Origin of the sequence: Rhizobium sp. M10 (genome assembly GCF_002531955.1) — a bacterium.
GTDB classification, from domain to species: Bacteria; Pseudomonadota; Alphaproteobacteria; order Rhizobiales; family Rhizobiaceae; genus Rhizobium; species Rhizobium etli_C.
Genome location: NZ_NWTA01000007.1, coordinates 79,910 through 97,547, shown reverse-complemented (window position 1 = coordinate 97,547; position 17,638 = coordinate 79,910). Strand labels below are relative to the sequence as shown.

At 62.2% G+C, this 17,638-nt stretch carries 17 protein-coding genes; 10 read left to right on the top strand and 7 right to left on the bottom strand.

Annotated elements, in window-relative coordinates:
* The first annotated feature begins 76 nt into the window (after positions 1-76).
* The 6 genes from lptF to rsmA all read left to right on the top strand — a co-directional run bounded on the left by lptF (position 77) and on the right by rsmA (position 7,663).
* Complete coding sequence (gene lptF, locus CO671_RS13715; RefSeq protein ID WP_097606389.1) at positions 77-1,258, top strand: LPS export ABC transporter permease LptF; 1,182 nt, start codon at positions 77-79, stop codon at positions 1,256-1,258.
* Positions 1,255-2,343: an LPS export ABC transporter permease LptG gene (gene lptG / locus CO671_RS13710; RefSeq protein WP_097606388.1), complete on the top strand. Its 1,089-nt coding sequence runs from the start codon at positions 1,255-1,257 to the stop codon at positions 2,341-2,343. The genes lptF and lptG overlap by 4 nt, the downstream gene beginning before the upstream one ends.
* Positions 2,343-4,673, top strand: a complete 2,331-nt coding sequence (locus CO671_RS13705; protein WP_097606387.1) for an LPS-assembly protein LptD — start codon at positions 2,343-2,345, stop codon at positions 4,671-4,673. The genes lptG and CO671_RS13705 overlap by 1 nt, the downstream gene beginning before the upstream one ends.
* A gap of 183 nt (positions 4,674-4,856) precedes the next feature.
* Entirely contained in the window at positions 4,857-5,801 is a 945-nt protein-coding gene (locus CO671_RS13700) for a peptidylprolyl isomerase (protein ID WP_010028026.1), read from the top strand.
* A 6-nt stretch (positions 5,802-5,807) separates the two neighbouring features.
* Complete coding sequence (gene pdxA / locus CO671_RS13695; RefSeq protein ID WP_097606386.1) at positions 5,808-6,836, top strand: 4-hydroxythreonine-4-phosphate dehydrogenase PdxA; 1,029 nt, start codon at positions 5,808-5,810, stop codon at positions 6,834-6,836.
* A complete protein-coding gene (gene rsmA, locus CO671_RS13690) occupies positions 6,836-7,663 on the top strand; it encodes a 16S rRNA (adenine(1518)-N(6)/adenine(1519)-N(6))-dimethyltransferase RsmA (protein ID WP_010030517.1) in 828 nt (275 codons plus the stop codon). The genes pdxA and rsmA overlap by 1 nt, the downstream gene beginning before the upstream one ends.
* A 42-nt stretch (positions 7,664-7,705) precedes the next feature.
* On the opposite strand, the gene gmk is transcribed toward rsmA, so the two are convergent.
* The 7 genes from gmk to fabD all read right to left on the bottom strand — a co-directional run bounded on the left by gmk (position 7,706) and on the right by fabD (position 14,219).
* Complete coding sequence (gene gmk / locus CO671_RS13685) at positions 7,706-8,368, bottom strand: guanylate kinase (protein WP_064682104.1); 663 nt, start codon at positions 8,366-8,368, stop codon at positions 7,706-7,708.
* A gap of 3 nt (positions 8,369-8,371) precedes the next feature.
* The gene (locus CO671_RS13680; RefSeq protein ID WP_097606385.1) at positions 8,372-9,259 is read right to left on the bottom strand and encodes a YicC/YloC family endoribonuclease; all 888 of its coding nucleotides are present in this window, start codon (positions 9,257-9,259) and stop codon (positions 8,372-8,374) included.
* 19 nt (positions 9,260-9,278) lie between these two features.
* The gene (gene mltG, locus CO671_RS13675; RefSeq protein WP_097606515.1) at positions 9,279-10,496 is read right to left on the bottom strand and encodes an endolytic transglycosylase MltG; all 1,218 of its coding nucleotides are present in this window, start codon (positions 10,494-10,496) and stop codon (positions 9,279-9,281) included.
* 131 nt (positions 10,497-10,627) lie between these two features.
* Positions 10,628-11,890, bottom strand: a complete 1,263-nt coding sequence (gene fabF, locus CO671_RS13670; protein ID WP_097606384.1) for a beta-ketoacyl-ACP synthase II — start codon at positions 11,888-11,890, stop codon at positions 10,628-10,630.
* A 93-nt stretch (positions 11,891-11,983) separates the two neighbouring features.
* Positions 11,984-12,220 (bottom strand): acyl carrier protein, encoded by a 237-nt coding sequence (locus tag CO671_RS13665; protein ID WP_003547058.1) that lies wholly within the window; start codon positions 12,218-12,220, stop codon positions 11,984-11,986.
* A 286-nt stretch (positions 12,221-12,506) separates the two neighbouring features.
* Entirely contained in the window at positions 12,507-13,244 is a 738-nt protein-coding gene (gene fabG, locus CO671_RS13660) for a 3-oxoacyl-[acyl-carrier-protein] reductase (protein ID WP_097606383.1), read from the bottom strand.
* A 30-nt stretch (positions 13,245-13,274) separates the two neighbouring features.
* On the bottom strand, positions 13,275-14,219 hold the full coding sequence (gene fabD / locus CO671_RS13655; RefSeq protein ID WP_097606382.1) for an ACP S-malonyltransferase: 945 nt from the start codon (positions 14,217-14,219) through the stop codon (positions 13,275-13,277).
* Positions 14,220-14,420: 201 nt separating this feature from the next.
* On the opposite strand from fabD, the gene CO671_RS13645 reads away from it, so the two are divergent.
* The 4 genes from CO671_RS13645 to CO671_RS13630 all read left to right on the top strand — a co-directional run bounded on the left by CO671_RS13645 (position 14,421) and on the right by CO671_RS13630 (position 17,621).
* Entirely contained in the window at positions 14,421-15,464 is a 1,044-nt protein-coding gene (locus tag CO671_RS13645; protein ID WP_097606381.1) for an aldo/keto reductase, read from the top strand.
* 302 nt (positions 15,465-15,766) lie between these two features.
* Positions 15,767-16,225, top strand: a complete 459-nt coding sequence (gene rpsF / locus CO671_RS13640) for a 30S ribosomal protein S6 (RefSeq protein ID WP_004680499.1) — start codon at positions 15,767-15,769, stop codon at positions 16,223-16,225.
* A gap of 12 nt (positions 16,226-16,237) precedes the next feature.
* Positions 16,238-16,486 carry a 30S ribosomal protein S18 gene (rpsR, locus tag CO671_RS13635; protein ID WP_004680498.1) on the top strand — a complete coding sequence of 83 codons (249 nt, stop codon included), beginning with the start codon at positions 16,238-16,240 and terminating at the stop codon, positions 16,484-16,486.
* Positions 16,487-16,634: 148 nt separating this feature from the next.
* A complete protein-coding gene (locus tag CO671_RS13630; RefSeq protein WP_097606380.1) occupies positions 16,635-17,621 on the top strand; it encodes a DUF2232 domain-containing protein in 987 nt (328 codons plus the stop codon).
* Positions 17,622-17,638: the final 17 nt, after the last annotated feature.

Sequence of the window (17,638 nt, the reverse complement as noted above, 5' to 3'; positions counted from 1 at the left end):
GCAAAAGCGCGACAAAGAGCGTAGAGGGATTCTCCTGCAAGCCGTTTGGGGCCTGCAGGTGCTTTCAAGGGCCGGCATGAAACTACTCGAGACATACATATTGCGGCGCGTCGGCCAGATGTTTCTCGTGGCGCTCCTGCCCGTGCTGGCGATCATTTGGACGACACAGGTGCTGCAGCGCATCAACCTCGTCACCGACAGCGGCCAGTCGATCGGCTCGTTCGCCAAGCTGGCGACGATGATCCTGCCGTCGATCATTCCTGTCGTGCTGCCCTTCGCGCTTGTCATCGCTATCACCCAAACGCTGACGACGATGAACAACGATTCCGAGCTGACCGTCATCGACGCGGCCGGGGCACGGCGCAGCATTCTGGTCCGCCCGATCCTGCTGCTTGCCGCCGTCATCAGCGTCTTTTCCTTCTTCGTCGACAATATCGTCGAGCCGCGGGCAAAGACCGTGGCGCGCCAGATGATCGCCGAAACCTATGCCGATCTTCTCTCCTCGGTGATCGAGGAAAAAACCTTCCGCAAGATCGACGAGGGTCTCTATGTGCAGATCTCGAAGCGTCTGGCGGGCCGCATGCTGAAAGGCCTGTTCGTCGCCGACGAGCGGGACCCGGCCTACGAGCTGATCTATTACGCCAAGGAAGGCGCGGTCGACGATACGGGCACGACGCTGATCATGCATGACGGCGAGGTGCATCGCAAAACGCCTGACGGCAACGTCTCGGTCATCAATTTCGATTCCTATTCCTTCGACCTCTCTGACATGACGGAGAACCGCGGTCAGGCGACGCTGAAAGCCAGCGACCGCGACCTGTGGTTCCTGTTCAATCCGGATCCGAACGACAAAGACTTTACGATCCGGCCGCAGAGCTATCGCGCCGAACTGCATCGGCGGCTGACGGACTGGATCCTGCCTGTCGTCTTTGCCCTGTTTTCGCTGGCGATCGCCGGCGATGCGCGGTCGCATCGCGAAGCACGGCTGCATCCGATGGTGAGCGCGCTCGCCTATGCCTTCGCGTTCCGATGGGCTGCCTTCTACGCGGCGAACCAGATCGACACCGATCCGGAATATATCGTCGTTCTCTACGCCATTCCGATCGTCAGCAGCATCGTCTCGATCATCTTCCTCAGCATGCACAAGCGGCTGGTCATGCCTTCGTTCATCTGGGAGCGGATATCGGCCTCCTGGAGACGGATGCAGGAAAGACTGCTTGCCGCGACCAGCAGGTCCGGCGGGGGCGCTGCCCAATGATGTTCGGGACATTGTCGCGTTATTTCTTTCGCCGCTACCTGGCGACGACGGGCTGGTTCCTGATCGGCGTGTCGGCGATCTCCTTCCTCCTCGATTTCAGCGAGACAGCGGGCCGCATGTCCGGCCTGCCCGGTTACACCATCGGCGGCGGCATCGTGATGACCGCCGTACGCCTGCCGCTCATCCTGCAGCAGACAATCCCCTTCATCGCGCTCTTCGTCGGCATGACGGTGCTGATCGGGCTCAATCGCAAATATGAGCTCGTCGTCACCCGCGCGGCCGGCATCTCGGTCTGGCAGTTCATGTTTCCCTTCATCGCCGGCTCGCTGGCGCTCGGCCTGCTGACGATGACGGCGCTTAATCCGCTTGCCGCCTGGGGACAGCGCCAGGCACTGCTCGTCGAATCCGACTGGCGCGGCGAAAACGCGGTTCTGCGCAAGGCGCCGCAGATTCCGTGGCTGCGCCAGATCAGCGGCCGCGACGATGTCATCATCGGCGCCCAGACGGTCCAGGAGAACGGCACCAAGCTGGTCGACGCCGTGTTGATCCACTTCGATTCAAGCGGCCGAGTCATTCTGAGACAGGATGCCGCCACGGCAAAGTTGGAAGATGGTTACTGGCAGCTTAACGGTGTCGTTGAGCGTAAGCCTGGGGAAATCCCGCTGCGCAAAGCTTCGGTCCAACTTCGCACCAATCTGAAACAGGATTTCGTCCAGGAGCGGCTGACAGCGCCGGAAACAATTGGTTTCTTTGACCTTTCCAACCGCATCGCGGCGGCCAAATCCTTCGGCATCTCGACCAAGGCATTGGAGACGCAATTCAACTCTCTGTTGTCCCAGCCATTGCTGCTGGTGGCCATGACTCTCATTGCTGCAACAGTGTCCCTAAAATTTAGCCGGTTCAACCAATCCCGCCCCGTGATTCTGGGTGGAATCCTGTCAGGCTTCATGCTTTATGTCATCACCGTGCTTGTAAAAGCATTCGGAAGCAGTGGAGTCGTGCCTCCCTTCGTGGCGACCTGGATACCGGTGGTCGTCGCGCTGGCCTTGGGCGCGACTATTTTGCTTCATCAGGAGGACGGCTAGTGGCGGTAGGCGACCGCAAGTATTTTAGTAAACAACTGGTTGCCCTGCTTGTCGGTGCGGCTCTATGTTCCTATTTCGGCAGCGCCCCGGCCTCCTACGGCCAGGCCAGCACGCCTGAGCAAAATATCGAGAATAAGATTCCCGAAGGGGCCAAGCTTCTGCTTTCGGCCAACGAACTCGTCTATAACCGTGACGCCGAGATCGTCTCGGCGGTCGGCGGCGTGCAGATCAACTATGGCGGCTACAAAATGGTCGCGCAGAAGGTCGAGTACAATCAGAAGACCGGCCGGATGATGGCGATCGGCAATGTCGAGCTCGTCAGCCCGGACGGCAACCGCATCTATGCCGACAACCTAGACGTGACCGACAATTTTGCCGACGGGTTCCTGAACTCGTTGCGCATCGAGACCTCCGACAATACGCGTATCGTCGCCGAAAGCGGCGAGCGTGTCGGCGGCACGAAGATGATTCTCAACAAGGGCGTCTACACCGCCTGCCTTCCCTGCGCTGAAGATCCGAAGCGTGCGCCCTTCTGGCAGGTCAAGGCCAAGCGCGTGATCCAGAACGGCGAGACCCATACGATCCGCCTGGAGCGGGCCCGCTTCGAGCTGCTCGGTTACCCAATTGCCTTCGTGCCGTTCATCGAAGTTCCCGACAATACGGTGAAGCGCAAGTCCGGCTTCCTGTTCCCGACGATGAGCCTGTCGCAGAATCTCGGCTTCGGTCTTTCCATTCCTTATTATTACGTGATCTCGCCGAGCATGGATGCGACGGTCACCGCAACCGGCTACACGGCCCAGGGCTTCCTCGTCGAAGGCGAATTCCGTCAGCGCTTCGAAAACGGCACGCATATCCTGCGTGTCGCCGGCATCGACCAAGCGAGCCCGGGCAATTTCAGCTCCGGTACCAGCGATGCCGAAGCCGATCAGCGTGGCATGGTGGCGTCAAAGGCGGAGTTCCGCATCAATCCGCGCTGGACGTTCGGCTGGGACGTCATGATGCAGAGCGACAACAATTTCTCGAAGACGTACAAGCTCCGCGGCCTCAGCGGCACGGATCGCACGAACCAGATCTACCTGACCGGGCTCGGCAAACGGAATTATTTCGACATGCGGGCGTTTTATTTCGACGTCCAGGATGCCGACCGCACGAACACCGCCGAAAAACAGCAGGCGATCGTCTATCCCGCGCTCGATTATCATTATGTAGCCCCTCAGCCGCTCGCAGGCGGCGAACTGTCCGCGGATGTCAACCTGACGAATATTTCGCGCACACATGACGACTTCTATACCGTCGACGGATTCGACCGCTTCCGCGGCCTGAAGGGCCAGACGTCGCGCCTGACCGCCGAACTTCAGTGGAAACGCACCTACGTTACGCCGACCGGCCTGGTGATCACGCCGCTTCTGGCCGCGCGCGGCGACGCTTTCGCGCTGAACATGAACGATCCGACCGGTTACGCCGGCAATTACCTTGACGACAATTCCGCCACCCGTTCGATGCTCACCGCCGGGCTGGAGCTGCGTTATCCAATTCTGATGACGACGGAAAACAGCACCCATATCCTCGAGCCGATCGCGCAGATCTATGCCCGCCCCGACGAGCAACTCGCCGGCCGGCTGCCGAACGAGGATGCACAAAGCTTCGTCTTCGATGCCACGTCGCTTTTCGACCGCGACAAGTTCTCAGGCTACGACCGTATTGAAGGCGGCACCCGCGCCAATGTCGGCGTCCAGTATACCGGGACTTTCGACAGCGGTTACAAGCTGCACGGCATCTTCGGCCAGTCTTACCAGATCGCCGGCCAGAACTCGTTCGCGACCGACGACCTCGTCAATGTCGGCGCGGATTCGGGCCTCGAAACCGACCGCTCCGATTATGTCGGTCTCGGCGGCGTCGAAACGCCATACGGTGTGTCCGTCGCCGCCTCCTACCGTCTCGACGAGAAGGATTTCGAGTTCCGGCGCGGCGACCTGACGACGGCCTACCAGAACGACACCTTCCAGACGCAGGTGACCTACACCCATCTCAGCGCCCAGCCGGCCTATGGCTTCGCCGAGGACAATGACGAGATCCAGACGAGCAGCAGAGTCAAGTTCAAGGATTACTGGTCGATCTTCGGCGGCATCGCCTGGGATCTGAACAATGATGTGATCAGCCGCCGGACGCTCGGCCTTTCCTATGAGGACGAATGCACGATCTTCACGATCGCCTATACGGACAGCAGGGATTCCGAGGACGAGTCGGCAAGCGATTGGACGATCGGCGCGCGGCTGACGTTCCGCACGCTCGGCGACATCAAGATCGGCTCAGATACCCTCTCCAACTAGCGGCGGACGGCGTAAACATGGCCTCAAGTCATTCTTTCGCCGTAAGCCTGTGCAGGACATTGCCGCCAGCCGATATCTGAGGCATAGGGGATTCGCGCCGTGAAGGAAGCGATTTCCGCGTGTCTCGCACTGTGGTAAGAACGCCGCGAACACCGTCTCGCGGCGCTATTGGGAGGTCAACAGATGATTGACGCGAAAAAAGCCATAACCGCCTTTCTCGCCGGCGCAGCACTTGCCTTGCTGACGAGCCTTGCGGGGCCGGCGCTGGCGGCAAGCGAAGTGCAGGCCGTGGTGAACGGCACTGCCATCACCAGCGGCGATGTCGCCAAGCGGCAGGCCTTCCTGCGCCTGCAGCATACGAAGGCCGATGCCAAGACCGCCAAGGAGCAGTTGATCGACGAAACGCTCAAGCGGCAGGAGGTCGCCCGCGTCCGTATGTCGGTTTCGCAGCAGGACGTCGATGCGTCTTTCGCGCGCTTTTCGGCCGGCAACAAGCTTTCCGTCGAGCAGATGTCGCAGATCCTCGACCGCGCCGGCGTCGGCGTCGACCATTTCAAGGGCTTCATCGCCGTGCAGATGAGCTGGCCGCGTGTCGTCAATGCGCGTTACGGCTCGACCTCGCGGCTGTCGAATTACGATCTCGTCTCGCGCATGATGCAGAACAACAAGCAGAAGCCGGTGACGACGGAATATATGCTGCAGCAGATCATCTTCGTCATCCCGCAAGCCAAGCGCGCCGCCATCACCGGCAAGCGCAAGGGCGAGGCCGAGGCGTCGCGCTCGAAATTCCCCGGCTGCGACCAGGCAAAGGTCTTTGCCGCAACGATGCGCGATGTCGCCGTGCGCGACCTCGGCCGCATGCTCGCTCCCGAAATCCCGCCGGATTGGAAGCCTCTGGTCGAGCAGGCCAAGGGCAACACGACCGGCACGCGCGTCACCGACAAGGGTGTCGAATATCTGGCGATCTGCAGCCAACGCCAGGTTTCCGACGACCAGGCCGCTGAAATGGTCTTCCGCCAGGAGGATCTCGACAAGTCCAAGGCCGCCAAGAATGGTCCGCCGGAAAACGAGAACAGCAAGAAATATCTGGATGAACTGCGCAAGAAGGCGCAGATCGCCTATCGCTGACCGACAATGGCTATACCGTTCTCACGGCCGCTTGCGCTGAGCCAGGGCGATCCCGCCGGCATCGGGCCGGATATCACTCTGATGGCCTGGCTCCGGCGGCGTGAACTCGGACTCCCGCCTTTTTTCCTGATCGGCGATCCTGATGTCCTGGCCTTGCGAGCCCGCCAGCTCAACCTGGCGGTTTCCATCCGTAAGATCGACAGGACCGACGAGGCGACCGGCATATTTGCCGATGCACTGCCGGTCATGAGCGTGCCTGTTGGTATTGAGGTCGTGGCCGGTGAGCCGCATGTGGCAACGGCGAAAGGCACGATCGCGGCGATCGAGAAAGCCGTATCGCTTGTCATCGGCGGCGAGGCGCTCGCAGTCGTCACCAATCCGATCGCCAAGGCCGTGCTCTACGAGGCGGGCTTCCGCTTTCCCGGCCATACCGAATTTCTCGCCGATCTCGCCGCCAGGGCAACCGGCAGGCCGGTGACCCCTGTCATGATGCTATCGGGACCGAAGCTCAGGGCCATTCCCGTCACCATTCACATTCCACTGCGGGACGTGCCGCAGGCGCTGACGGACGAATTGGTCATGGAAACCTGCCGGATCGCTCACGAAGATCTGAGGCAGCGCTTCGGCATCGATGCGCCGCGGCTCGCCGTTGCCGGCCTCAATCCGCATGCCGGCGAAACCGGAACGATCGGCAGGGAAGACGAGGATGTCATCCGCCCGGCCATCGAGCGCCTGCGCGACGAGGGCATCGACGCCATCGGCCCCCTGCCCGCCGATACGATGTTTCATGACGAGGCGCGGGCGCGATACGATGTCGCCATCTGCATGTATCACGATCAGGCTCTGATCCCCGCCAAGGCGCTCGGTTTCGACGACAGCGTCAATGTCACGCTCGGACTTCCCTTCGTGCGCACCTCGCCGGATCACGGCACCGCTTTCGGCATTGCCGGCAAAGGGCTGGCGCGCGAGCAGAGCCTCGTTGCGGCACTGAAGCTCGCCTTCCAGCTCGGCCGCACTTGGGAAAGCCGCCGCTGATGGCAGCACTCGACGGCCTGCCGCCGCTTCGCGACGTCATTCAGCGTCACGGCCTCGATGCGCGCAAGGCGCTCGGGCAGAACTTCCTGCTGGACCTCAACCTGACCCAGAAGATCGCCCGCACGGCAGGGGCGCTCGAAGAAACGACCGTGATCGAGGTCGGCCCAGGCCCAGGCGGGCTGACGCGTGCGATCCTGGCCCTCGGCGCCAGGAAGGTGATCGCCATCGAGCGGGACACGCGATGCCTGCCGGCGCTCGCCGAGATCGCCGATCACTATCCGGGCCGGCTGGAGGTGATCGAAGGCGATGCGCTGAAGACGGATTTCGAGTCCCTGGCGCCGGAAGGCCCGGTCAAGATCATCGCCAACCTGCCCTATAATGTCGGCACGCAGCTGCTGGTCAACTGGCTGCTGCCCAAGGCCTGGCCGCCGTTCTGGCAGTCGCTGACGCTGATGTTTCAGAAGGAAGTGGGCGAGCGTATCGTCGCCGGTGAGGACGATGACCATTACGGCCGTCTCGGCGTGCTCTGCGGCTGGCGGACCGAGGCACGCATGGCCTTCGACGTGTCGCCGCAAGCCTTCACGCCGCCGCCGAAGGTGACGTCGACGGTGGTGCATCTGACGCCCCGGGAAAATCCCATCCCCTGCTCTGTTGCCAATCTGGAAAAGGTGACGCAGGCCGCCTTCGGCCAGCGCCGCAAGATGCTGCGCCAGAGCCTGAAGCCACTCGGCGGCGAGAGTCTGCTCGTCAAGGCCGGGATCGATCCGGCGCGGCGGGCGGAGACGTTGTCCGTCGAGGAGTTCTGCCTTCTGGCAAACAGCCTTTAAAGCGCCCTCAACCGCTGCGGAGCTTTGCGATATGCTTTTAATTTAGAGCGACGGCGTCTCTTCCAGCAATCCACGGACGAAATCGAACATGCCATGGCGGCGGTCGCGGCGCAGGCGTTCGGCCTTGACGATCGACTGGACGGCGTCGAAGGCGGCGTTGAGATCGTCGTTGACGATGACGTAGTCATATTCGCGCCAGTGGGCGATCTCGGCGCGGCTGTTGGCAAGACGCGTCTGGATGACCTCCTCGGAATCCTCGGCGCGGCGGTGCAGCCGCGACTGGAGTTCCGTCATGGTCGGCGGCAGCACGAAGATCGAGACGACGTCGGCCGACATCTTCTCCTGCAATTGCTGGGCGCCCTGCCAATCGATGTCGAAGAGCATGTCGCGGCCCTCGGCCATGGCCTGCTCCACAGGCTCGCGCGGGGTGCCGTAGAAATTGCCATGCACCTCGGCCCATTCCAGCAGCGCGTCGCTATCGCGCAGCCGCTCGAACTCGCGCACGCTCTTGAAGTGGTAATGCACATCCTCGACTTCGCTCGGGCGGCGCTGGCGCGTGGTGACGCTGACGGAGAGGCCGATTTGCCTATCCTGCTCCAGCAGCGTGCGCGCGATGGTGGACTTGCCGGCGCCCGACGGCGACGAGATGACAAGCATCAGACCGCGGCGGGCGATCTGCACGGGCGAGGATTTCGCCGGTTTCATGTCTTACTCCAAATTCTGGACCTGCTCGCGGAACTGGTCGATCACGACTTTCAACTCGATGCCGGCAGCGGTAACCGCCGAGGCATTCGACTTCGAGCAGATGGTATTCGATTCGCGGTTAAATTCCTGTGCAAGGAAGTCCAGCCGTCGTCCGGCAGGTCCGCCTTTCACCAGGAGATCACGCGCTGCGGCGACATGCGCCTTCAGGCGGTCGATTTCTTCGCGCAGATCCGCCTTGGTCGCCAACAGCGCGGCTTCGGCATGCAGTCTGTCCCGGTCGAGCGCAGCCATGCCGTCCATCAGCAAGGCGACCTGTGCCACGAGCCGGGAGGCGATCTCCTGCGGCGAGCGCGAGGGATCCGTCTCGATCGTCCGTGTCAGGCCCTCGATCGTTGCGACGTGATCGAGAAGAATGCGGGAGAGCGCCGCCCCTTCCTGTTCGCGCATCGCCCGGAGGTCGGCAAGCGCGCCCATGAGGCCGGCGGCAATATCGGCATCCCGGGCGGCAAGCGCCGCCTCGCCGTCCTCGCCCTCGCGGAACTCCACGATGCCGCGCACCAGAAGCAGCGTATCGAGCTTCAGCGGCGCCGGATCGATCACGTCCACCAGTTGCTCGCGCATGGCAAGCACGGCGGCAAGCGCCTGCCTGTTCAGCACCGCCTCGAAACGGTTCTCATCAGCAGTGACCGAGAGCGAAGCCTGCAGGTTACCGCGGCTGAAACTTTCGCCGGCAAGGCGGCGGACCTCCGCCTCCATGCGTTCAAGGCCGGGCGGCAGGCGCAGGCGCAGGTCGAAGCCCTTGCCGTTGACCGAGCGCAATTCCCATGCCCAGCGCCAGCGGCCGCTCGTTCCCTCGCGCCGCGCAAAACCGGTCATGGACTGCAAAGCCATGCGAGCCTCCCGAAATCCGTCAGTTGATCTTCTTTTTCTTCGGCGGCGCGACAGTCGCGCCATTCTCGGCCGGCTGCTCTTCCGGCTGGCCGTCGACCGCGATGTTCGGATCCGAACCCTTGTCGGCCTCGAGCTTGCGCCAGCGCTTGACGTTGGCATTGTGCTCTTCGAGCGTCGCGGCGAAAACGTGGCCGCCAGTGCCGTCGGCGACGAAATAGAGATCCTGGGTTTTCCAAGGGTTGGCGACGGCTTCCAGCGCATCCTTGCCGGGATTGGCGATCGGCGTCGGCGGCAGGCCCTTGATGACATAGGTATTATAGGGCGTGTCCCGCTTCAGGTCCGACTGGTAGATCGGCCGGTCGGCCGGCTTTCCCTCGCCTCCGAAGAGCCCGTAGATGATCGTCGGATCGGACTGCAGGCGCATGCCCTTGCCAAGCCGGTTCAGGAAGACCGACGCGACATGGGCACGTTCGTCGGGAACGCCGGTCTCCTTCTCGACGATAGAGGCGAGTGTGACGAATTCCTCTTTGGACCGCAGCGGCAGCGAGGAATCACGCTTGTCCCAGACCTGATCGACGAGCTTCTGCTGTGCCGCCGCCATCTGTTCGATGATTTCCGAACGCTTGGTGCCGCGCGAGAACTTGTAGGTGTCGGGACGCAGGCTGCCTTCGGCCGGCAGTGCGGCCGGCAGGTCGCCTTCCAGCACCGTATCCTGCAGCATGCGGTCAAACATCTGGCGAACCGTCAGGCCTTCGGGGAAGGAAACCGAATAGAGAATGGACTTCCCCGATTTCAGCAGCTCCATGATATCGCTCATGGAGGCTTTCGCCTTGATCTCGTATTCGCCGGCCTTCAGGCTCTCGCCGGCGGAAAGATGTGTCGCCGTCAGATATCGGAAGATGCGGGCATCGGAGATGATCGCATTGCGCTCGAGGTTCGAAGCGATTTCGGCGAGACCCGCGCCGTTGCGGACGATGAAATTGGTGTTCGTCTGCAGCGGACCCGGGCTCTGATAGGTCGAGGTCGCGTAATAGAAGGCGATGACCGCGACGACGCAGACCAGGACCGCCATCGTCATGATGAAGTTCAGAAAGAGGACGATCTGGCTGCGCGCATTTTTGGAGCGCTTCGGCGGCTCCGGAACACGTTCCGGACGCAGGGCCTCGTTCGGCGACTTCGGGATGATCGGTCCCTTCTGCGCCTGGCTGTCGTTGCTCTGGTTCGTCGTATCGCTCACCGGCAATCCTCTAAAACTTGGCCCTCATTCCGCTATTTCGCGAAGCAATGCGGCAAAAACAGGTTCTGCCGCAGTTCAACGAAGCCGTTGCCGGTCGTTCAACTCCAGCGCGCCTGCTATGGCAAGCCCTTTTACTGCGCGTAACGGCGCAGCACGAGCGATGCGTTCGTGCCGCCGAATCCGAACGAATTGGACAAGGCCACGTTGATTTCTCGCTCGCGAGCCTTGTGCGGAACAAGATCGATCGCCGTCTCGCGTTCGGGATTGTCGAGATTGAGCGTCGGCGGCGCGATATTGTCACGGATGGCCAGCGTGGCGAAGATCGCCTCGATGGCGCCGGCAGCGCCGAGAAGGTGTCCGGTCGCCGACTTGGTCGAGGACATGGAGATCTTCGACGCCGCATTGCCGACCAGCCGCTCGACGGCGCCGAGTTCGATCGTGTCGGCCATGGTCGAAGTGCCGTGGGCGTTGATGTAGTCGATATCGGCCGGCGTCAGCCCGGCGCGCTTCAGCGCCATCGCCATGCAGCGGCCGGCGCCCTCGCCGTCTTCGGAGGGCGCGGTGATGTGATAGGCGTCGCCCGACAGGCCGTAGCCGACGATTTCGGCATAGATCTTGGCGCCACGCGCCTTGGCGTGTTCCAGTTCCTCGAGCACGACGATGCCGGCGCCTTCGCCCATGACGAAGCCGTCGCGGTCGCGGTCATAGGGGCGCGAGGCCTTCTGCGGATCGTCGTTGTGCTGGGTCGACAGCGCTTTGCAGGCGGCAAAGCCTGCCAGCGAAATGCGGCTGACGGGCGATTCCGTGCCGCCGGCGACCATGACGTCGGCATCACCAAGCGCGATCAGCCGCGCGGCGTCGCCGATCGCATGCGCGCCCGTCGAGCAGGCGGTGACGACCGAATGATTGGGTCCGCGCAGCTTGTGGCGGATCGACACCTGGCCGGAAACCAGATTGATCAGGCGGCCGGGAATGAAGAAGGGGGAGATGCGGCGCGGGCCCTTGTCGCGCAGGGTGTAGCCCGCCTCGACGATGCCCTCGATGCCGCCGATACCGGAGCCGATCAGCACGCCGGTGGCGATCTGATCCTCGTCGCTCTCGGGATGCCAGTTGGCGTCGGCAAGCGCCATGTCGGCGGCGGCCATGCCGAAGATGATGAAGGGATCGACCTTGCGCTGCTCCTTCGGCTCCATCCACTCATCAGGGTTGAAGGCGCCGTCTGCGGCATTACCAAGGGGGATGCGGCAGGCGATCTTGGCGGGAAGGTCGTCGACCTCGAATTCGGTGACGAGGCGGGCGCCGTTCTGGCCGGCGAGCAGCCGCGACCACGTCACCTCAGTTCCGCATCCCAAGGGTGATACCATGCCGGTACCAGTGATGACGACACGTCTCATCGCGTGCTTTCCCCCGTCTCTTATGTTCTATGGAGAAATAGGCCGAAAAGAAAAGGGCGGACTCCAGGCCCGCCCTTTCTCAAATCTACAGGATCAGGCCTGGGCCTTCTCAATAAACTTCACTGCATCGCCGACCGTCAGGATCGAGTCGGCAGCGTCGTCGGGGATTTCAACGCCGAATTCTTCTTCGAAAGCCATGACAAGTTCGACCGTGTCGAGCGAGTCGGCGCCCAGATCGTCGATAAAGCTGGCGCTCTCGACGACCTTGTCGGCATCGACGCCAAGATGATCAATAACAATTTTCTTTACGCGTTCTGCGATATCGCTCATGTCGGTTTCCTCGACCTTATGTCCTGATCGGAATGCCCTTGCGGCACCCCTACCCTGTTTCAGCCTGCGATGTTTTCAGACATCCTCGGCAAACTCGTTTACCCGGCTTCAGAGATTTCCCAGGCTTGCGAAAAGCCCGCCGGTCCGTCTGCTTTCTCGGGACGACTGTTCACAGTCATGGCCCGCTTAACATGGTTTAAGTCTGCCGCAAAGCCAGAAAATCAACGCTTCGTGATTGCTCAACATGCTATTGGCGGAATTATCCCCGCGCCGATGGTTTGTCGTTTCAGATCATCGCCATGCCGCCGTTTACGTGCAGCGTCTGGCCGGTCATGTAGGCAGCCTCGGAGGACGCGAGATAGGCAACCGCCGAAGCGACTTCGCCGCCGGTGCCCATCCGCTTCATCGGGATCGCTCCCATGATCGCTTCCTTCTGCTTATCGTTCAGCTTGCCGGTCATGGCGCTTTCGATGAAGCCGGGTGCGACGCAGTTGACGGTCACGTTGCGGGTGGCGATTTCCTGCGCCAGCGACTTGGTGAAGCCGATCATGCCGGCCTTGGAGGCGCAATAGTTGGCCTGCCCCGGATTGCCGGTGACGCCGACGACGGAGGTGATGTTGATGATGCGGCCATAGCGGCGGCGCATCATCGGGTGCGTCAACTCGCGCGTCAGGCGGAACGTCGACGTCAGATTGACTTCGAGAACGGCGTCCCAGTCCTCGTCGCTCATGCGCACGAAGAGACCGTCCCTGGTGATGCCGGCATTGTTGACGAGGATATCGACGCCTTCGAGTTCGGCCTCGGCCTTCTGGCCGAGCGCCTTGACCTCGTCGCGGTCCGACAGGTTGGCCGGGAAGATCTTGACGCGCTCGCCGAGCTCGGCCGCCAGCGCTTCCAGCTTCTCGACGCGGGTGCCGTGCAGGCCGACGGTGGCGCCCTGCTTATGAAGAAGGCGGGCGATTTCCTCGCCGATACCGCCCGATGCGCCGGTGACGAGAGCCTTGCGGCCGGAAAGATCGAACATGGAAACGTTCCTTATATCTGGAGATATCAATCAGGCCATGAGGGCGGCGACGGCCGCGTCGATATCCGCCGGACCGCCGACGGAGATGCCGTTGACTGTTTTGTCGATGCGGCGGGCAAGACCGGTCAGCACCTTGCCGGAACCGAGTTCATAAAGCGTGGTCACGCCATTGCCGGCGAACCACTCCACCGTCTCGCGCCAGCGGACCTGGCCGGTCACCTGTTCGACCAGGAGGTTCGCGATCTCGTCGGCGTCAGTCACCGGGGCGGCGCGGACATTGGCGATGAGGGGCACGAGCGGATCGGACTTGGCGACCGTCGCCAGCGCTGCGCGCATCGCCTCTGCGGCCGGCGCCATCAGCTTGGAATGGAAGGGAGCCGAGACCGGCAGCAGGATGGCGCGTTTGGCGCCCTTGTCGGTTGCCAGTCCGGCGGCCTTTTCGACGGCCGCCTTCTCGCCCGAGATAACGATCTGGCCGCCGCCATTGTCGTTGGCGATCTGGCAGGCGCCGGTGACGGCGGCCTCTTCGCAGACGGCTATGACATCGGCATGTTCCAGCCCGATGATCGCCGCCATGGCGCCGACGCCGACCGGGACGGCGGCCTGCATGGCATTGCCGCGAATGCGCAGCAGCCGCGCCGTGTCGGCGAGCGAAAAGGTGCCGGCGGCGCAAAGCGCCGAATATTCGCCGAGCGAGTGGCCGGCGACAAAGGCGACCTTGGACTTCAGATCCAGCCCCTTGGCTTGGAGAACACGGACTACGGCAATCGAGACGGCCATCAGCGCCGGCTGGGCGTTCGCCGTCAAGGTCAACGTGTCCTCCGGACCGTTGAACATGACGTCCGAGAGCTTTTCACCGAGCGCCTCGTCGACTTCTTCGAAAACCGCGCGGGCTTCCGCGAAATTCTCGGCCAGATCCTTGCCCATGCCGACGGCCTGACTGCCCTGGCCGGGAAAAGTGAAAGCAATGGTCATTCTGATGTCCCTGATTGCGCCCCTCGAGGCTGTTTTGCCTCCAATTGACATTCTTTCCGGCAGAGTCAAGTGGCGGAACCTTCTGCGCAAAGCCTTTCGCCCCGGAGCAAAAGCCCGGTTTTTGCACTTGCGCTCCGTCAAATCCGGCCTAGATTTGCCCCGTCCTCCCCAAGGCTCCAACCTCTCTTCCAAGGTTTTTCCATGAAGTATAATTCACTCGGCCGTACCGACATTTCCGTTTCGGAGATCTGCCTCGGCACCATGACCTGGGGTTCGCAGAACAGCGAAACCGACGCGCATGCGCAGATGGATTACGCCGTCGAAAAGGGCGTCAATTTCTTCGATACAGCCGAGCTTTATCCGACCACCCCGGTTTCGGCGCAGACACAGGGCTGGACCGAAGACTATATCGGCAGCTGGTTCGAAAAGACCGGCAAGCGCGGGGAAATCGTGCTCGCCACCAAGGTCGCCGGCCGCGGCCGCGATTATCTGCGCGGCGGCGAAGGCGCCGACGCGAGGAATATCCGCCTAGCGCTCGAGGCCAGCCTGAAGCGGCTGAAGACGGATTATGTCGACCTCTACCAGGTGCACTGGCCGAACCGCGGCCATTTCCACTTCCGGCAGAACTGGAGCTACAACCCCTTCAACCAGGATCGCGACAAGGCCGTCGCCAACATGCTCGACATCCTGGAAACGCTCGGCGCGCTGGTGAAGGAAGGCAAGATCCGGGCGATCGGCCTTTCCAACGAAACCACCTGGGGCATCCAGAAATATCTGACGCTGTCAGAACAGAATGGCCTGCCGCGCGTCGCCAGCGTTCAGAACGAGTACAATCTGCTCTACCGCCATTTCGACCTCGATCTCGCCGAGCTCTCGCATCACGAGGATGTCGGGCTGCTCGCCTATTCGCCGCTCGCCGGCGGCATCCTGACCGGCAAATATGTCGATGGCGGCAGGCCGAAGGGGTCGCGCGCCTCGATCAATCCCGATATCGGCGGCCGTCTGCAGCCGCTGCAGGAGCCGGCGACCAAGGCCTATCTGGCTCTCGCGGCCCGATATGGTCTCGACCCGGCGGTCATGGCGCTCGCCTTCTGCCGATCGAGGCCCTTCATGACCTCGGTCATCATCGGCGCGACCTCGATGGAACAGCTGGAAATCGATCTCGGCGCGGCCGAGCTGACGCTTTCGGACGAGGTGCTGGCGGCGATTGCCAAGGTGCACCGGCAGTATCCGCTGACGCTTTGATCACCCGGCCCGGCGCTACCGATTGGCCTCAGTCGGGCTCGAATGTCCGATTGGGGTTGCCTTTCCCCGAAAAATCCGTATAAGCCGCGCTGTTCGTTAACCCGGTCTTCTGGCTGGTGGCTGAACGGAGGGCCGGTTTCCTCGGAAATCGTTCGGAACGGAAGCGTTCCAGCCTCCCGTGTCTCCGCTCTCGACCGTCTCGGAAAACGCTTTCTTGCCTGGGTCCGCCCAATCAGGAGCAGTCGTTGAGGCTTAGCCGCCGAATATCGGGTTGAACCAAACGCAAGAAAGGCAAAGCTGTCATGGCTCTTTATGAACATGTATTCCTTGCCCGGCAGGATATTTCCGCTCAGCAGGTCGATGCCCTCGTAGAACAGTACAAGGGCGTGATCGAAGCTAACGGCGGCAAGGTCGGGCGTATCGAGAACTGGGGCCTCAAGTCCCTCACCTACCGCATCAAGAAGAACCGCAAGGCGCACTACGCGCTGATGGATATTGATGCCCCGGCTGCTGCGATCCAGGAAATGGAACGCCAGATGCGCATCAGCGAAGACGTTCTTCGCTACATGACCATCGCCGTTGAAAAGCACGAAGAAGGCCCGTCTGCCATGCTGCAGAAGCGCGACCGCGACGACCGCGGCCCGCGTGAAGGCGGCGACCGTGGCCCGCGCCGCGAATTCGGTGACCGTCCGCCGCGCCGTGACGGCGACTTCCAGCGTGGCCCGCGTCCGGATCGCGCTCCCCGCGAAGACCGTGCATAAGGAGATATAAGAATGTCTGAAGCTTCCTCCGCACCGGTCCGCCGCCCGTTCCATCGCCGCCGCAAGACCTGCCCGTTCTCCGGCGCAAACGCACCGCGGATCGACTACAAGGACGTTCGTCTGCTGCAGCGCTACATTTCCGAGCGCGGCAAGATCGTTCCGTCCCGCATCACGGCCGTTTCCCAGAAGAAGCAGCGCGAACTCGCCCAGGCGATCAAGCGCGCCCGTTTCCTCGGCCTGCTGCCGTACGTCGTCGCCTAATAGAATATGTGACCCCCGGATTTCTGATCCGGGGGTTGCCTCCCTTCCGCGATGGGCGCGGATCGGAACTGTTAAAACCCATGTTGAGACGTTTCTGAATTCGATTCAGCAACATCCTCTAACTGCTTGATGAAGCAGGACAGCGACCTTGAAACGACTGGATCTTAAAACGCTGCTGACCGGCGCACTCGCTGGCTTGACCGCTGCCCTGCTGGTGCTGGGCGCGAGCGTGCAGCCGTCGTTTTTCAGTGCGCTCCTCTATACTGCTTCGGCACTGCCGATCCTGCTTGTCGGGCTCGGCTGGGGCAATGTCGCCGCGATTGTGGCCGTCGTCACTGCAGCCGCACTCGGCGCGGTCTTCATCTCGCCCTCCTTCGCGCTGATCATGACGCTGGTGACGCTGCTGCCGGCCGGCTGGCTCAGCCATCTCGCCAATCTCGCCCGCCCCGCATCCGAACTCGGCGGTCCGGACCACCTGCTCGCCTGGTATCCGCTCTCCGATATCCTGCTGCATCTTTGCGGCCTGGTGACGTTCGCCGTCATCGTCATCGGCGTGATGATCGGCTACGGGCCCGAGATCACCGATCCGATCGTCGATCTGCTGATTGCCTCGGTCAAGCAGCAGCAGCCGGAATTCATGCCGGATCCGGCCGCGACCGCGCAGACCAAATCGCTGATCCTGCTGATGCTGCCGGCTTTGCAGGGCGGCATGTGGGTGACGATGCTGTTCGCCGCCTATTATTTCGCGGTGCGCATCGTCGCGGCATCCGGCCGCGGCCTTCGCCCCCGCGAGGACATTCCCTCGTCGCTGCGCATGAACCGCAACTCGATCTTCGTCTTCCTCGCCGGGCTGGCCGCCTGCTTCTTCGGCGGCGTTCCGGCGCTGATCGGCGCAACGGTGATCGGCACTTTCGGCGCCGGCTTCATGCTCTCCGGCTTTGCCTCGCTGCATTTCCGCACGCGCGGCAAGGACTGGCGTTTGCCGGCCCTCATCCTCTGCTATCTGGCCTCCATGCTCATGATGCTGCCAGCTCTCCTCATCCTCGTCCTCGGTCTCGTCGATACGCGCAAGGCGATCGCGCTGACCCCGGCGAAAGATGCCGATGCCCCCAAACAACCCGATACGAAAATCTGAGACACAGAAAGGACAAA

Excerpts from the sequence above, each read along its gene's own strand:
- CO671_RS13700 (WP_010028026.1), top strand. The coding sequence starts at position 4,857 with ATGATTGACGCGAAAAAAGCCATAACCGCCTTTCTCGCCGGCGCAGCA.
- pdxA (WP_097606386.1), top strand. The coding sequence starts at position 5,808 with ATGGCTATACCGTTCTCACGGCCGCTTGCGCTGAGCCAGGGCGATCCC.
- CO671_RS13665 (WP_003547058.1), bottom strand. The coding sequence starts at position 12,220 with ATGAGCGATATCGCAGAACGCGTAAAGAAAATTGTTATTGATCATCTT.
- rpsR (WP_004680498.1), top strand. The coding sequence starts at position 16,238 with ATGTCTGAAGCTTCCTCCGCACCGGTCCGCCGCCCGTTCCATCGCCGC.
- CO671_RS13680 (WP_097606385.1), bottom strand. The coding sequence starts at position 9,259 with ATGGCTTTGCAGTCCATGACCGGTTTTGCGCGGCGCGAGGGAACGAGC.
- fabG (WP_097606383.1), bottom strand. The coding sequence starts at position 13,244 with ATGTTCGATCTTTCCGGCCGCAAGGCTCTCGTCACCGGCGCATCGGGC.
- rpsF (WP_004680499.1), top strand. The coding sequence starts at position 15,767 with ATGGCTCTTTATGAACATGTATTCCTTGCCCGGCAGGATATTTCCGCT.
- rsmA (WP_010030517.1), top strand. The coding sequence starts at position 6,836 with ATGGCAGCACTCGACGGCCTGCCGCCGCTTCGCGACGTCATTCAGCGT.
- CO671_RS13645 (WP_097606381.1), top strand. The coding sequence starts at position 14,421 with ATGAAGTATAATTCACTCGGCCGTACCGACATTTCCGTTTCGGAGATC.
- gmk (WP_064682104.1), bottom strand. The coding sequence starts at position 8,368 with ATGAAACCGGCGAAATCCTCGCCCGTGCAGATCGCCCGCCGCGGTCTG.
- lptG (WP_097606388.1), top strand. The coding sequence starts at position 1,255 with ATGATGTTCGGGACATTGTCGCGTTATTTCTTTCGCCGCTACCTGGCG.
- lptF (WP_097606389.1), top strand. The coding sequence starts at position 77 with ATGAAACTACTCGAGACATACATATTGCGGCGCGTCGGCCAGATGTTT.
- fabD (WP_097606382.1), bottom strand. The coding sequence starts at position 14,219 with ATGACCATTGCTTTCACTTTTCCCGGCCAGGGCAGTCAGGCCGTCGGC.
- fabF (WP_097606384.1), bottom strand. The coding sequence starts at position 11,890 with ATGAGACGTGTCGTCATCACTGGTACCGGCATGGTATCACCCTTGGGA.